This is a genomic window from Piscinibacter sp. PDB1-1 (genome assembly GCF_056675995.1).
In genome coordinates this window covers 2461410-2476970 of sequence record NZ_JBWVZJ010000001.1, presented here as the reverse complement: position 1 = coordinate 2476970, position 15561 = coordinate 2461410, and the positions used below count along the sequence as shown (strand labels likewise).

General features: G+C 64.2%; 12 protein-coding genes. 4 read left to right on the top strand and 8 right to left on the bottom strand.

From position 1 onward, the window contains the following. Window positions 1–68 precede the first annotated feature (68 nt). Together AC1KAR_RS11440 and AC1KAR_RS11435 are read right to left on the bottom strand one after the other, a co-directional pair. Complete coding sequence (locus AC1KAR_RS11440) at window positions 69–1424, bottom strand: sensor histidine kinase (RefSeq protein ID WP_480317561.1); 1356 nt, start codon at window positions 1422–1424, stop codon at window positions 69–71. A 108-nt stretch (window positions 1425–1532) separates the two neighbouring features. Next, a complete protein-coding gene (locus tag AC1KAR_RS11435; protein ID WP_480317559.1) occupies window positions 1533–3293 on the bottom strand; it encodes a cation:proton antiporter domain-containing protein in 1761 nt (586 codons plus the stop codon). Window positions 3294–3476: 183 nt separating this feature from the next. Between AC1KAR_RS11435 and AC1KAR_RS11430 the strand changes: the two genes are divergently transcribed. From AC1KAR_RS11430 to bla, 3 genes are all read left to right on the top strand, one after another. After that, entirely contained in the window at window positions 3477–4004 is a 528-nt protein-coding gene (locus AC1KAR_RS11430) for a pyridoxamine 5'-phosphate oxidase family protein (protein WP_480317557.1), read from the top strand. Between the two features lie 34 nt (window positions 4005–4038). Then, a complete protein-coding gene (locus AC1KAR_RS11425) occupies window positions 4039–4440 on the top strand; it encodes a response regulator (RefSeq protein WP_480317555.1) in 402 nt (133 codons plus the stop codon). Window positions 4441–4571: 131 nt separating this feature from the next. Next, entirely contained in the window at window positions 4572–5486 is a 915-nt protein-coding gene (gene bla / locus AC1KAR_RS11420; protein WP_480317553.1) for a class A beta-lactamase, read from the top strand. 434 nt (window positions 5487–5920) lie between these two features. Here the strand turns inward: bla and AC1KAR_RS11415 are convergent, their stop codons facing one another. The 3 genes from AC1KAR_RS11415 to AC1KAR_RS11405 form a co-directional block, all read right to left on the bottom strand. Next, the gene (locus AC1KAR_RS11415; protein WP_480317551.1) at window positions 5921–7264 is read right to left on the bottom strand and encodes a type II toxin-antitoxin system HipA family toxin; all 1344 of its coding nucleotides are present in this window, start codon (window positions 7262–7264) and stop codon (window positions 5921–5923) included. A gap of 27 nt (window positions 7265–7291) precedes the next feature. Continuing rightward, window positions 7292–7639, bottom strand: coding sequence for a helix-turn-helix domain-containing protein (locus AC1KAR_RS11410; RefSeq protein ID WP_480317549.1), 348 nt, complete (start codon window positions 7637–7639; stop codon window positions 7292–7294). A gap of 312 nt (window positions 7640–7951) precedes the next feature. Next, window positions 7952–8173 (bottom strand): DNA-binding protein, encoded by a 222-nt coding sequence (locus AC1KAR_RS11405; protein ID WP_480317547.1) that lies wholly within the window; start codon window positions 8171–8173, stop codon window positions 7952–7954. 172 nt (window positions 8174–8345) lie between these two features. On the opposite strand from AC1KAR_RS11405, the gene AC1KAR_RS11400 reads away from it, so the two are divergent. Continuing rightward, the gene (locus tag AC1KAR_RS11400) at window positions 8346–8771 is read left to right on the top strand and encodes a hypothetical protein (protein WP_480317545.1); all 426 of its coding nucleotides are present in this window, start codon (window positions 8346–8348) and stop codon (window positions 8769–8771) included. Window positions 8772–9435: 664 nt separating this feature from the next. Here the strand turns inward: AC1KAR_RS11400 and AC1KAR_RS11395 are convergent. The 3 genes from AC1KAR_RS11395 to drmC all read right to left on the bottom strand — a co-directional run bounded on the left by AC1KAR_RS11395 (window position 9436) and on the right by drmC (window position 15559). Then, a complete protein-coding gene (locus AC1KAR_RS11395) occupies window positions 9436–12810 on the bottom strand; it encodes an AAA domain-containing protein (RefSeq protein ID WP_480317543.1) in 3375 nt (1124 codons plus the stop codon). An 8-nt stretch (window positions 12811–12818) separates the two neighbouring features. Beyond that, complete coding sequence (locus tag AC1KAR_RS11390) at window positions 12819–14579, bottom strand: GmrSD restriction endonuclease domain-containing protein (protein WP_480317541.1); 1761 nt, start codon at window positions 14577–14579, stop codon at window positions 12819–12821. 203 nt (window positions 14580–14782) lie between these two features. After that, window positions 14783–15559, bottom strand: a complete 777-nt coding sequence (gene drmC, locus AC1KAR_RS11385; protein WP_480317539.1) for a DISARM system phospholipase D-like protein DrmC — start codon at window positions 15557–15559, stop codon at window positions 14783–14785. Between the last annotated feature and the right edge of the window lie 2 nt (window positions 15560–15561).

Genomic DNA, 15561 nt, shown 5'->3' with positions numbered 1-15561 from the left:
GTACTTTCGCCGATCCCCCAAGGGGATGCCGGCCGGCTTGCGGCGGCCCGGCGCTCGGCCGGCGGCTTTCATGCTGAACCCTCGTGGTTGTTCGAGATGTACGGCACGGTGATGGTGACCGCCGTGCCGCCGCCCGGATTCTCGGCCACCGTGAGGCTGGCCTTGTTGCCGTACAGCAGTTGAAGGCGCTCGCGGATGTTGGCCAGGCCGATTCCGGTGCCGGCCGTCGCGGCCTTGCCGAAGCCCAGGCCGGTGTCGGCCACCTTCACCGCCAGCTTGCCATGCACGATCTCGGCGCTCACGGTGAGCGTGCCGCCTTCGGGCTTGGGCTCCAGGCCGTGCTTGATGGCGTTCTCGACCAGGCTTTGCAACATCATCGGCGGGAACTCGGCCGACAGCAGGCCATCGGTGACGCGAATGTCTGTGGCGAGCCGGTCTTCCATGCGCACCTTCAGGATCTCCAGGTACGGCCGGATCACCGCCAGCTCGCGCCCCAGGTCGCGGTTGCTCTGCGCATTGGCCTCGCGCATGGTCGGCATGCTGGCGCGCAGCAGGGCGATCAGGTTCTTCTGCATCTTGCTCGCGCGCGGCGGGTCGGTCTCGATCAGGTGGTCGATGCTGGCCAGCGTGTTGAACAGAAAGTGCGGCTCCACCTGCGCCTGCATCGCCGCCATGCGCGCTTCGACCACCTGGCGCTTGAGCGCCTCGCTCTCGGCCATCTCGGTGGCCACAACCGCCTGCTCTTCGGCCTTGAAGCGCCCGGCCGCCATCAGCTTGATGATCCCCGAGATGACGATCAACAAGAAGGCGAACGGCGGCATGTGCTCGCCGGGTGTGAAGGCCGGCACGCGCACCACCTTGTATCCACCGTTGCGAACGGCCTCTTCGGCCTCGGCAGCGGCCTCGCGGGCATCGGCAATGGCGTCCTCGATCGCCTGCTTGGCGTCTTCGATCGCCTCGCGCACCTCGGGGCTGGTGGCGTCGTTCGGCAGGTCGACCTTCACGCCGGGCAGGTCCACATGCACGCCGCCGCTGCCGCTCGCCGGCGAGGCAGGCGCGCTCGCGGTCGGGCCGATGCGCACGCCGTCCTTGCCCACGGTGATGGTGTAGCTCTTGCCGCCGATATCGAGCGACGAAGACTCCTTGCCTTCGGCCGGCGGCTCAGGCGCCTTGGGCGGCGCCGGCGGCACGGGTGCCTTGGGGGGCTTGTGCTGCTTGTAGATGATCCGTTCGTCGCCCCAGGGGATGTTGAAGGGCGGCAGGCTGGACAGCACGCCCGAGCCCACGAGGGTCAGCAGGGCGAGCAGGAAGAAGCGCTTCCAGGTGATGCCGGCCAGCCAGCGGGCATAGGCGGTGAAGCCGCGCATCACGCTGGCGCGAAGGCCGTTGCTCGGTGCCGATGGGTTGGGAGCAGATGTAACCATGGGCCCACTTTAAGCGGCACCGCTACCCATCTGCCAGAGCCAGGCGACAGACCGGAAAACAGCTGCGACAGACTGCACGCCGGGGCGACAGGCAGATCAAAGCGGCGTTCAATGCGTGCTGGCCGCCGCCGCCCCCGAGGCCGGCCGCATGCGCGAGAGCACGTGCGCAGCCATGCCAGTGCCCAGCTCCTGCTCCGCGTTGAATGCCTTGCCCAGGCCCTCGCGGGTGAGCAGGTCGGCCTCGCCCTCGTTCGCGCAACGGATCACGACCTCGATCTCGGGGTTGAGGGTGCGGGCGGTCTCGATCATCTGGCGCGCGTCGAAGGCGTCGGGAATGGCGATCACCAGCATGCCGGCGCGGGCGATGTGTGCCTGGATCAACACCGCCGGGTCGGCCGCATCGCCGCTCACCGCAGGGATGTTTCGCGAACGCAGCTGCTCGACCATCTCGCGATTCTGCTCGGCCACCACGTAGGGCACATGGCGGGCATCGAGTGCCTGGGCGATGCGCCGCCCGACCCGGCCATAACCCACCAGGACCACCTGGCCGCTCAGGAACGAGGCATGCACCGAGGTCGGCAACTCGGCCAGCGGGTCGTCACGCTGCTCCAACCGGCGCGCCAGCGACGAGCGGGCACGCAGCCAAGTCTGCAAGGGCTCGATCGCCGCGAACAGCGCGGCGTTGAGCGCGATCGAGATCAGCGCGCCGGCCAGGATCAGGCTTTGCGCCGGCAAGGGCAGCAAGCCCAGCGATGCGCCCAGCCCCGCCAGGATGAACGAGAACTCGCCGATCTGCGCCAGGCTCGCACCCACCGTGAGCGCACTGTTCATCGGGTAACGAAAGGCCAGCACCAGCGCCACGGCCGCGACCGTCTTCCCGACCATGATGATGCCCACCACCGCCAGCACCTTGAGCGGCTCGTCGAGCAGCACGGCCGGGTCGAACAGCATGCCCACCGACACGAAGAACAGCACCGAGAAGGCATCGCGCAGCGGCAGCGATTCGTCGGCCGCGCGGTGGCTGAACTCCGACTCGCGCATCATCATCCCGGCAAAGAAGGCCCCCAGCGCGAAGGACACGTCGAACAGGTACGCCGAGCCATAGGCCACGCCCACGGCCGCGGCCACCACGCACAGCGTGAAAAGCTCGCGCGAGCCGGTCTTGGCGACCAGCCACAGCACCTTGGGGAAGACCCGCCGCCCCACGATGAGCATCAAGGCGACGAAGGCCGCCACCTTGGCGAGCGTGATGCCGAGCGTGATCCAGACGTCGTGGGCCGTGGCGCGAACAGGCGCGACGTCTCCCGCGCCGCCGGCCGCTCCCGGCCCGCCCCCGGACCCGCCCAGCAGCCCGGCCAGCGGGGGCAGAAGCACCAGCACCAGCACCATCACCAGGTCTTCGACCACCAGCCAGCCCACCGCGATGCGGCCGTTCATGGATTCGAGCACCCCGCGCGACTCGAGCGCCCGCAGCAGCACCACCGTGCTCGCCACCGACAGGCACAGCCCGAACACGAGCGCCGCACCGAGGTTCCAGCCCCACCAGGTGGCCACGCCCATGCCCAAGGCCGTGGCTACCGCGATCTGCAGGACCGCCCCCGGGATGGCGATGCGCCGCACCGCCATCAACTCGGCAATCGAGAAATGCAAGCCCACGCCCAGCATCAGCAGCATCACGCCGATCTCGGCCAGCTGGCTCGCCAGGTGCACATCGGCCACGAAACCCGGCGTGGCCGGGCCGATGCAGATGCCCGCGAGCAGGTAGCCCACCAGCGGCGGGATCTTCATGCGGGCTGCCACGAAGCCGAGCGCCAATGCCAGGGCGAAACCCACGGCAATGGTTGAGACCAGGCTGACGTTGTGGTGCATGTGCGCAAAAACAGCGGGAGGTTTCAGAAGCCCGCAGGGTAGACGAAGAAGCCCGCCGGCCCGAGCAAGACCGGACAGCTCCTACAAGCGAAGTGGTCCATCGCTGATCGCCCCAGCCTGGCTGGGCGGGTTCAATGGGCCTCAGCCGTTTCCAAACGGAAAGCCACACGGAAAGGACACGCCATGACTCACACCGACAGCCAGCACAACTTTGACGATGCCGCCACCCGCGAACAGCTCTGGGACATGATCAAGGACATCAAGTTCGCCATGTTCACCACGCGCCACGGCAATGGTCACCTCCACGCCCGGCCGATGACCACGCAGAACAGCCGCATGGACGAAGACAGCAGCCTGTGGTTCTTCATGTCACGCGCCGGCGAGCCCGTGGCCGACATCGAGAACGAGGCCGAGGTGAATGTGGTTTATTCCGACCCGGGCGACGACAAGTACGTGTCGGTCTCCGGCACCGCCCAGGTGGTGGAGAACCCGGCCAAGAAAGAGCAGCTCTGGAACAAGATGAACGAAGCCTGGTTCCCAGGCGGCCCGACCGACCCGGACTTGGCCCTCGTGCAGGTGCAGATCAGCCACGCCAACTACTGGGACGTGAAGTCCAGCAAGCTGGTTCAGCTGTTTGCCATGGCCAAGGCCGCCGTGACGGGCAAGCCGCCCAACCACATGGGGACGCATGGGGAAGTGCGCATGCGCTGATGCAGGCACCCAACCCCCCGCCGGAAAGCCACCCATGCACACACTCAGAACCTATATCGTCGAAGACAGCCCCGTGATCCGCGAAAGCCTGATCGACCTGCTTGAGGAAACGGTGCCGGTCGAGATCGTCGGCAGCGCCGAGGACGAGCACTCGGCGCTCGAGTGGATCGACCAGGACGGACACGCCTGCGATCTGGTGATCGTCGACATCTTCCTCAAGCACGGCTCCGGCCTCGGCATCCTGAAAGCCGGGGCCGGCGTCATCCAGCGACCGGCCAAATGGGTGGTCTTCAGCAACCACGCCACGCCCGAGATGCGCACCCGCTGCCTGGAGCTGGGCGCGGACTGCGTGTTCGACAAATCGAACGAGATCGACGAGCTGCTCCTGTACTGCAACCGCCTGGCGAGGCTCGACGAGGAGGCGCAGGCGTCTTAAGGGGATCGGCCGCGTCGAGGTCGGGTGCGTGACAGCGATGGATGCGCGCCAAGCAGCGTGGCATTGGGGCTTCGCTTGACGCGGAGCGTGCCAGGGACTGAGCATCCCGGACGGAATTTTTTGGCCCGTCTATGACCCGACACCCAACCGCTCCGCTTGCAACCCCGCATCGACGTCTGTTCATCCTGCAGTGCACCGCGGCCCTTGGTGTCGGCACATCCGGCTGGGCTGAAGCTGCTTTCGGGGAAGAGGCGCGATCCGAGGCTCTGCGCGCTCGCTGTGATCGCATCGAAACCGACCTACGCGGGCGCATCGGCGTCGCCATTCTCGACACGGCCAGCGGCAGCCTCATCGGTCATCGTCTCGATGAACGCTTCCCCCTGTGCAGCACCTTCAAGTGGCTCGCCGCCGCCTTCGTGCTCAAGCGCGTAGACCAGGGGGAGGAGCGGCTCACTCGCCGCATTCACTACGGCCGCGAGGTCCTTCTGCCCCATTCGCCGCTCACCGAGCCGCACGCTGGACGCGACGGCATGACGCTGGCCGAACTGTGTGAAGCCACCATCACCGTGAGCGACAACGCCGCAGGCAATCTCATCCTCGCCAGCTACGGCGGACCTGCCGGGCTGACCCGCTATGTCCGCAGGCTGGGCGACACTGTCACACTGCTCGACCGCACCGAGCCGACGCTGAACGAATCGCGGCCGGGCGACCCGCGCGACACCACCAGCCCGCGCGCCATGAGCGCCTCACTTCAAAAGCTACTGCTCGGCGACGCCCTCACCGCCGCAAGCCGCGCGCAACTCGTCTCCTGGATGCAGGCTACCCGCACCAACGCCAACCGCTTGGCCGCAGGCTTGCCACCCGGCTGGCAAGTCGGCAGCAAGACCGGCACCGGTGCGCACGGCTCCACCAACGACGTCGGCGTGTACTGGCCGCCCGGGCGAGCTCCCATCGTGGTCGCCGTCTATCTGACCGACACCAACGCCCCGCTTGCCAGGCGCGAGGCTGCCATTGCGGACATTGCTGAGCTGGCCAGGGCCATTTGATTGAGCGCGGCTGTCCCCGCCGATGGGCTCTGCGGAGCCCGACCGCCACGCTTGCGGCTTGACTTCGCAGCGCCCCAGAAACGAAAAAGCCCGCTGGGTGGCAGCGGGCTAAGTCGTTGATTTGTCTGGTGGCCAAGGGCGGAATCGAACCACCGACACGCGGATTTTCAATCGGAATCCGCGTGCACGGCAGGGCCGAACCCACACGCAACATTCAACAAAATCAAGCACTTGCAGCGCATCGAACCGCAGTCAAACGCAACCGTCCGCACCCGATTCCCAACGCCAGTGCCAGAACATTGCCAGAAACGAACCTTGTGGTCGTCGCTGGCCGCGACATTGGCAATAGCGTCTCATCAACAGTGTAGCCACGGGCCGTTTATATCGACAAGCCCCGAGCTCGTTGGTGCAACCGCGGCACCATCCTCTACGCTCTAAAGCGCCTCCAAGCCCTGCTGCCAGCGCGTGAGCTGACTGCGCACACCCTCAAACACCTTCTCTGCCGTACGTGCATGGAAGTCCGCTGGCAGCCTCGCTTGCAACGCTGCCAGCGCAGGCTCTACGCGCTCAACCAGGCGCACCATCGCATCCCAAACCTCAGGCACGCCGGACTTCTGCGCCACGCCTTGCCAGTGTCGGGGCAAGATGCTCTGCAAAATGTAGTGCGTGTTTTTGGAGCGAATGGCCATCGCGAGCTTCGCGGACTGCCAGGGCACCTGATTAGGCCCGTTGCCAATGACTGGCCAAACCGAAATCACGTCGTACAGAGGCGTCATCCGGTAGCGCCCCCCAGGCAGCAGGAAGACGGAGAAGTTCTTGGCGTGCCCATCGGTTGCAGCGAGAAGCCAGAACGCCAACTGCGTGCACAGGAAGTTCGTGACGTCAGCCTTCACTGCGTCACTGCCAAGCAGCACATGCGTGATGCTCTGCATGCCAGGGCCTCCATGGGCCTCGTATTTCGAGCCCGACGGCAAGCCGGTGACCTGGCAGAAGTCCTCCTGCGGCAGGCGTGCAATCCAACGCTTCCTATCCTGCGCGAGCGTGACCCATTGGCGGTCGAAGCGTTCAACGACCAATGCAAGTTGGTCTCCGAACCGTGCCATCTGGGTGGGCGCCACCGGCAGGCCGAGTTCCTTTAGAAACTGTGCGCAGAGCCATTCGTTCTGCACAGAGTGGGTAAGGTCCAGGCGGCGGCCCCCAACAAGCCCGAGGGGCAGTTTGAGGATGTGGGTGGTCGGGGTTGCGCCTAAAGGACGGCACCATTTGCCTTCGACGTTGAGCAAGGCCGATTTTTCTTGAGCTCCGGCAATGGAGATACGGAAGTCGTCTTCATCCTCCTGCGCGCCCAGTCCGGGCTCACTGACCACGCCTTGAAGATGCTTTTCGATGTCCGCGTCGCTCATCGGCTCACCGTCGACCCGGTCAAATCCTTCGGGTGACATCTCTGGTGGAAGGAGCTGGACGGCACCCACGCAGTCTCGGCCGATGGCTTGGAGCAACTCAAACGTTTGGGTCGAGCCAGTTTTATATCGGGTAGCGACCCGACGACGGATGCGCTCGTCATCAGGCAGGAGATTGTCGAAGTAGTGCTGGACCAATGGGCCCGCGACCGTGCGGTCTGGGGTGATGGGCATAGACAGGGACAGCGGCCGAACGCGCGGTGACTCAAGCCAGGATGGCTCATAGACGAACCGATGCGCGCCCGTGCGTCCACGCTGCCAGGTCCCGACGCGTTCGCCGTTCATCCAGACCCAAAGCTCATGCAGCTTGTCAGCCATGGTGTCAGTGCCTACCGATGAAGGTCTTCACCACTGGCCTTGCGGAGGGTCCGTTTTTTCTTGGCTCGCCGCAGCGTTTTCTTCCGCGGACGCGCGACCTATCAGCACCGTGGGCGCATGTCCGGTCAGCGTCACGCTCCCTGGGCCTGGCACACGGGCGTGGGTGTCGCGAATCATGACCTGTGCGTTCAGGACACTGAGGATTTGCAGAAGCTGCTCCACGCTTACCGCACCCGGATTCGCTTCGATGTCGGCTACGCGCGATTGCACAACGCCTAGCAACTGAGCGAGGCTCGCCTGCGTCAAGCCACGCGCCTTGCGAAGGGAGCGCAGGTGCTGCTTGAGCTGAGTGGGGAGCGTGATGGGGTAGTCCATACCCGCATCATATCGCCTTAAGGCGATTTATGCAAGATATCATTCAAGGACGATAAGGCGTGAATATCGCCTTGGACAGATAATCTTCTCAAATCGCCTAATGGCGATATTAGGCGCACCAATGTCGGCCGCATGCGGGTCGCCGCAACAATGTTGGTGAGGTGGCTAGGAGTCGAGGGCAGCAAGCGTGAATCGCGCGGTGCTCGCCACTCAGCCTCCAGGAGCCTCTCACTCTCTAATCATCAAGATGAACCCCGGCGCATGCCGGGGCTCGTGAATCAACCGCTCAGGCGACGCACCGAATGCGCTGCCTCAGCGCCAGCCCTCCTCCGGTTGCATGCGACGCACCCGACGCTGGGGTGGCCGAAGGGCCATGTCGCGCAGCGCCAACCGGTTCACGTGGTTCGCAATGGTCGTGTAGCTGCCCTGCCCCAATTCCAGTCGAAGGTTCTGCGGTCCCGGCAAACGCCCCTGCTTCAGCAGCGCAACGTACGCCCGCACGACATCCTCCTTGGTGATGCCTGGTCTTCCCATGGGTCCTCGCTTTGTGTGTGGCGCAGCACCATGCGGCGCCTGCAGCGTGTAGCGAGGGTTCGAGGCCAGCTGCAAACCGCGCGCAGCCGGGGATTACGTAACCGGATTCGCTCGCCAGGCGGACTCGGCCTGGACACCATGGGAACTCTCGTAACTCTCAAAAGGCTTTCGCATGCTGAACCTTCACACACCCACTCCTGCTGGCATCCGCACGGTGATTCACATCACACCCGCCGTCACCGCCCTGGCCCTGCGCGCCTCGCAGCAACGCGGCCTGTGCATGCAGGAGTGGCTCTCGCATCTGGTCGTTCAAGCCAGCGCGCCCGCGACCGCTTCTTCCTTGCTGCCCAGTCTGGGACAGCTGACGGACGACGCAACGCTCGAGCTCTTCGCGCATGTCGCCACGCATTCACCCGGGTTGCTGACCGGGCGCTGGAAGCTGCTGTTTGAGCGCTGCGTGCAGGAGGAACAGCTGTGGCGCTGCCCCGTCGTCACCCTGGAGGAGGCAGAAGCCGGCGCGGACTGGGAGCCTCGCCTGGACGTGGAAGAACTGCGGCGACTGTGGCCGCAGTTGGTCGCCGGGATGCTTCTCCTCTGAGCGTGCGCGTCGGCCTCACGAGCAGCGCGCGATGAGGCCGCTTCTGCGTATAAACGTTGCAGCTATACGCCGTGCCGGAGGAGAGGGCTCGATACCCCGCGACCGGCATGTGCACCAAGCGGGATGTCAGGGTGCGGCCTGGGAGTGACGACTAGAGGGCGACAGGCGCGGCGCGACACCGCGAACACAGTCTGGTCGAGTGGCGGCACTGCGCGGTGCCCGCCATGCCAACGCCGCACGGAGCGCATCCGTGCGATTCGGAAGTCCTCCGCAGGACCCTCGAGCGACGGCAAGACTCGGAACCCGGCTCGGCCGGGTAAGGGGGAGTCTTGCCGAAGCACTCGGGGTCTTGCCTACCTTCGAATAAAGAACTCTTGAAATCCCCGAGGGTTCTTTAAATCCTGAATTACCAGGAGCGTGTCGTGCGCGCGTGCCTCGCGCAAGGTGCTCGCAGGCCTCACAGAATGCGCGAGACGACCACCAAAGGCGAACTCACACCATCGCGTTTCATGACAGCCCTCTGGCGCGCCTGCAACACCGACGCAGTCGACCAGGAGCCGGCTGACCAAGGTGCACCAACAACGGCCAAACCTCTTCGAACGGCGGCCAAGCGCTCTCCAGACCGAAATCGGTGGCAGCCTTCGACGCCAAAGCGTTGAAGGGGTCATGCTGGCTCCCTCGCCGCCTCCGCCCAGCGCCGGACAGTGGCCACACAATCGTCAAGACTGTCCCGCACTTCGTAAACCCAGAAGCGCTTGACCTCCCAGCCGAGTTCGATGAGTCGCTGATTCCTCAACTGGTCCCTGAGACACAGCTCTCCGGTCCAGCTGCGGTGATAGCGCTCGCCATCCACCTCGATATTCAGCCGCTGGTCCCCGACGATGATGGCGAAGTCCAGGTCGTACTGCTCGACGCTGAACTGTGGAATCGGTTTGAGGCCGGTCGCATACAGCGCGCGGTAGAGGATGCGCTCCCAGTCCGACACTCGCTCCGGCCTCGAGACTGTCGGATATTCAGGCCCAAGTGCGCTCGCTTCGACTTCGTCAAGTTTCTGCACGGCGCCGTTCAGCCCAGCGACGTAGCCGGCAAAGTCCGCCAGGTAGTCAACGTCAGAGGCTGCAGCGGCAGACCGGTCGCCCACAACGTGCAGCAGACCCCTGGCCCGAGTAATGGCCACGTTGAACAAGTTGCCGTTGCTGCGCAAGAAACTCAGTGCACCCGTTGACGTGCCAGCCGAGACCACCGGCGAGAAGAACATCACGTCGCGCTCGTCGCCCTGGAACTTGTGCACGGTGTCCACCAGCAACTCGGCCCTGTCGCGCACGGGGGCCAGCTCGTCGCAGGTCGAAACCAACTCCTGCAGCAGTTGCGCCTGTGCGCGAAAGGGGGTCACAACACCTACCGTCCCCGCGTACTCTCGCGTCACCAAAAGGTCCCGCAGTGCCACAAGCACAGCCTTGGCCTCTTGTCGGTTCAGCGCCCCGCCTGAGGCCGGACGAACCACTTCACCTCGCACGTCCTGCCAGGTGATGCCCGGCTCACTATTCCGGGGGCGTTTGAGCTGGCGGTAGCGTGTCGCAACCCGCAGTCGCCCCTCATAGAACGAGCGGTTCGAGAACTCGATGATGTCGGCGTGGGACCGATGGTGGTCGCGCAGGTTGATGATGCTGTCCGGCGACACCACACCGGCCGCCACGTCATAAAGCGATGACACGGAGTACATCCAACCCAACCGTGTATCGACCAAACCATGCTTGTGCTGCAACTCGCTGTCACGCGGCCGAGTGAGCGCACTGATGTGCCGTAGTTGCTGCGGGTCACCGATGATGACGCTGCGTTTGGCCCGATAGAGCAGCGGAAGGGCCGAAGCGATGTCGCATTGACTCGCCTCGTCGATGACGACCAAATCAAAGTAGCCTGGCTCGTACGGAACCCGCCCACGCGCCGAAAGCGACGTGACGGCCCAACATGCAAAAAGCTCGGTCACCTTGCTTTGCAGGGTCCTTGCGCGTTGCTTGACGGAGGAGTGCACACGTTCGGCGTCGGGTCCCGTCATCAATTGCAGCGCCGCAGCGTAGTCTGCAACGTCCTTGCGCTGCGCCACCGACAACCGCGTTGGCGCCAGCTGCACCCAATCGCGCCACAACCGCGTTGAGTTCTGGGCAACTTGCTCTGCCAAGGTTGCCCTCTGCTGAGCGATGTCCTCGAAGGAGGGGCTGGCCTTCAGCACTTCCAAGGCATGCTTGTAAGCCACCACCTTCTTGGCCGCCGCGAGCCGGTCATTCCAGTGCGCGAATGCCGAGCGACACGCTACAAGGTCGTCCTCGTCTGGCGCTTGCGGGAGACGAACGCCGAATCGCGCGGCGGCCTGAGCCGCATCAACGCAAACTTGGCCAAGACTCCGTAAGCGCCTTTCGGCCAACCACCGCCACATCAACCGCGTGCTCAAGCCCTGCCGACTCCGGTCGGCGGCGTCGATACCCTGCCCCAAGCTCGCTATGGATGCATGCGCGTTCTTAACCAGCGCATCGTCAATCCCCGCATGCAAGGCACCAAACACGGTGCGCGCATCGCCAGCTTCGGCATCCAGTCGGTCGACCGTGTTGCGAGCATCGAGAGACTGTTGCTGCAGCCGGTCCAGCTCAGTCAGGCGCGTAGCAAGACTGCGATGCTGCTCCAGGCCTTCGTCGTAACTGACACGGTCATCTGCTCCGGGGGTTCCTGCCAGCAGCTGGGTCAGGTAGCTCGCGAGCTTGGCTTGGTATTCCTTGGAGGCGCCCATGCGCAGCAGAACAGGGCGACTACCCAGGCCATTGACCCGCGCCTCCACCACATCAACGGCCTTGTTGTTCTTGCTGGCGAACAGCACCTTCATGCCTCGCCACGCCGCGTTCACCAGCAGATTGGTTACCACCTGAGACTTACCCGTTCCCGGCGGTCCTGTCACCACCGTGAGTGGCGCATGGATTGCAGCGCGGACTGCGGCGCGCTGCTCGGTATTCATCGGCAGCACCTCAAGAAGCGGCTCGTTGTCTGGCGCCGGCACAACGGTGGTCACTTCGCCCGTGAGCCAGTGACCGAGCGCTGTCCCGCGAAGTTGTGAGTCGGATGCGGCCGCAAGCGCCTTCAGCTCCGACTCCAAACCTTGCGTGAAAGGCGAGCGCTTTCCAGGCAGCACGATGGCTCGGTTGTAGATACCCGCCTCAGACAGCTCGGCCAGCGACACGTCACCGGCGCAGACCGTCGGCGCGAGGGTTTCCTTCCAGTCCCAATCGGGTCGAATCAGGGCGAGGCGGTCCGACAGCTCATCCACCTCAGGCAACTCCGCAATCGGCACATTGAGTCCGAGTTCATCAGTCAGCCGGGCCGCCTCTTCCGCCAGCTGCATGCCGTCCCCCATCGCCACCGAACGCAGGAAGTTGGCATTCAAGAGCGGTGTGTCGTCTTCGATGCTGGGTGGCTCACCGCCTTGGTCCGGCAGGGTGATGCGCCACAACATCACGGGCTCGACAAAGAAACCCTCCCACTTCGGCGTGCGGTGATGCCGAAGGCGCACCGGATAGCCCAGCCACGCCACCAGATTGGCTCGGTCTTGCCGGACCTTGCCAAGCACACGACCAACCCCCGACTCGTTGAACCAATCCAGGTCGTGGGTGACGAGCGGCAAAGAGGAAAGCTCAGCGTAGTCAGGCTCGCCGTGCTTGCTGCTGGCGAAAGTGCTGACCCCGTCGTCCATGTCTTGCCCGATGCACTCGAGGAAGTAGCGCGCCAGCTTCGCAACTTCCGTATCCTCTGCGGTCGATGTCGTCGGCCGTTTGGCATCCGAGCTTCCGGTGAGTCGCCAACGGTAGTCCGAGCCTTGCTGGACCTTGCCCACCAGCTCGTAGGCGAGAACTCGGTTCACGGCCTGTCGGTCAACGCCTAGGCTCTTCGCCAACTCCGCGGCTTTCTGCCCCGGTTTGCCGGCCAGTTCGGCCAGGATGCGTTCTCGCAGTGCGTTGCCAACACTGCCCACGCGCTCCTCTTCTTCGTTTGGCATGCCGAGCCTCAACCCGCCCCGGCGAGCTTCTCGTAACCCGCTCGAATGACCCCAGCGATGAGGGGCCGGCGCGCTTTCAGAAACTCCTCGTAGGAGAGAGTCCACCATCCGGCTGGCAGCGCGTGCCACTGCATCATGGCGGCGAGCTCCTCAGCACCGTAGCGCGCAGCGTACCTGTCCCAGTAGGTAGAGGGCGGGGCATCGGAAATGGCGATGTTGTCGTCCCACTCGACCAACGCGTAGTTCGCAATCTGGTTGATGTCGCGCACGCTCTCTATGCCCTGCTTCTTCAGGTACTGCTTGGGGAAGAGGTGGTGCCGCTCCAGCGCCTTCTTCTGCCCCTGCGCGGGCGGGTCCAGCAGGTCGACCACGGGGCTCCGCGAGAACAGCGCGCGTGCGCCGAGCAAAGTCTGCGCTGCGTAGAAGCCGAACAGGGCCGGACTACGACCGGCGGATGTCGCGAGGTCCAGCGGCAGCGTCTTGGTCCAGTAGTCGTCCGTCAGCGTGGCAGCCTCCACCGTGGCCAGACGGGAGAGAAACTGGTCGGCGGTCTTCAACTCACGCAACTCGGCCAGGTCCTGCTCCATCCGCGACTCTGGTGAGGAGGAAAATCGCCCGGTCAGGAGAGACATGAACAGCCATCGTGCGGTGGAATTGCGCAGCTTGAAGCCCTCCACCGCGTACTCGGTGCGGCCGAGCAGGTACAGCTGATAGGCGAACACCAGCGCGTTCACCGAGCTGATGGTCTTCTCGCTTCGGTAGCCGGCAGCGCGAACCACGTTCAGGAAATCAGCCCAGTAGGTCAGGTTCAGCACGCGACCTTGGGCGTCGCGGAGCTTGTCGAACTGGCTGTTGCGCCGCTCGAGGCTGACTTCGCCGCTCGCCAGGTCCTTGCCGCGCAACAGGGAGTAAACATGCTCTAGCCGAGCACGCCTGAAGGCTACGCCGACATCGACACGAAGCAAATGGTCTGGGTCGGGCTGAAAGATTTGATTGAAGGGGCTGGCTTGGCCGGCCGGCGCCGGCTGGCGTGCGGCACGGCAGAACTTCTCCAGTTCAGTGCGGCCATCGTCCCAGAACACTGACATCAGTGTCAGTATGAAGTCCGACTGGTTGAGCTTCTTGCCTTCACTGTTGATGCGCACAAACACATCAGCCACCTGCTCCTCGGTGCACTGCTGCGAAAGCTCTAGAGCGATGAATGGGAAGTTGGTCAGGCTGGCCAGGCGGCCAATGGCTTCGGCCACCTTCTCTTCCTCAGTCTCGGAAACTTCGCGTGCCGCCGTCAGGCGCTTCAGGTACTCGCCGATGGTCTTGTGTGTCGGTCGGTTGAACACCTCGGAGATGTCGAGGATGTACTCTGGGTCCCGCTCAGTTGTCGCATCCGGCACTGCGAAGGCACCGCTCTGCGGCCGAAAGGCGATGCGGATGTGCTCGCGCTCGAAGTTCTCGCGCAGCACCGCCTCCCTGCGAATGACCGCGTACAGCGAAGTCAGGCGCTGCTGACCGTCCACGATGAGCAGCGACGGCACCTTCTGCTTGTTCGCATCGCCAATGACTTTGGTGTCCACACCCTCGGCGCCGGTCTGCCAGAACAGAAAGTACCCGACCGGGTATCCGCGGTACATCGAGTCGAACAGGTCGCGGACCTTGGCGTTGGCCCAGACAAAGGGCCTCTGAATGTCTGGGAGGCCAATGCGACCAAGGCCGATATCGTTGACAAGTCCACCAAGGCTGTAGTGAACCTCTTTGAAAAGCGTTTCGGACATATTTCCTCCGCAGTTGACTCTATCCCTGCTCCGACCCCCTATGGCGTCTCATTCAGTCACTACCCCGGCAAGGATGGTGGTGGCGCGTTGGGGAACTCGCCAAACATGGAAGTACTTGACATCGTGAGGGCGGGAAACTGCGCCGAAATCCACCGCGCCGTTGCGCATGTTGGTTTGGTACGCCCTGACAATTCGCTGCTCATTCATGTCACTTGTCGCTGGAGTACCCCCGTTCGGATGAGCGAGTCAACATGGTCGGCCGCTGCACCCGGTGCCGTGCCGCCCGTGAGAAGCACACCAAGTTCGATGTTCATGTCGAACGCGAACTCGGTGAGGTTCGCACTCGAGACCAGCAGTCGCTCTCGGTCAGAAACCGCGAACTTCGCATGGAGCGTTCCGTGTCGCCCGCGCTCGTCACGCTTTCGCTTGTTGAGCGGCCAGCAGTACACCTCGGCCGCGAGACCCGCGCCGCCTCTGAGATTGGGCAACGGGTCAAAGCTGACCTTTCCAGAGTCGTCGCTCTCCAGCACGAATACCACCTTGACGCCCCGCTTCAAGGCCGCGTCCAGCGAGGCAACGACCGCAGGCACACGATAGGCTGCGAACGTCACGAGATACACCTCGCGCCGAGCGCTTTCAATGAGCTCTAGCAAAGCTGGCCCGGTGCTTCGGAACGTCGAACTGAGGCCAGTGGGTCCGGACCACACGAGTTCTACTCGCCGCGACGTACGCTCACGTTGAACGGCGTACGCGCAGCCGAGCAGCACGCCACTGAGTTCACCGCGCGAAAGGTGCTGTCCGTCGACGCGCCACGCTCGCTGCAATTCGTCGAAGTGTCGTACTACCTCGTGCGTAAATCGTCCCGGCACAAGCGACTGCTCGCCTTTCTCCAATGCTGTGCCGATGAGCCTCAGCGTTTCGTCCGAAACCTCCGACGCAAGCTGGAGGCATGCATCAAGAAGGGACTGCGGGACGTCCATGG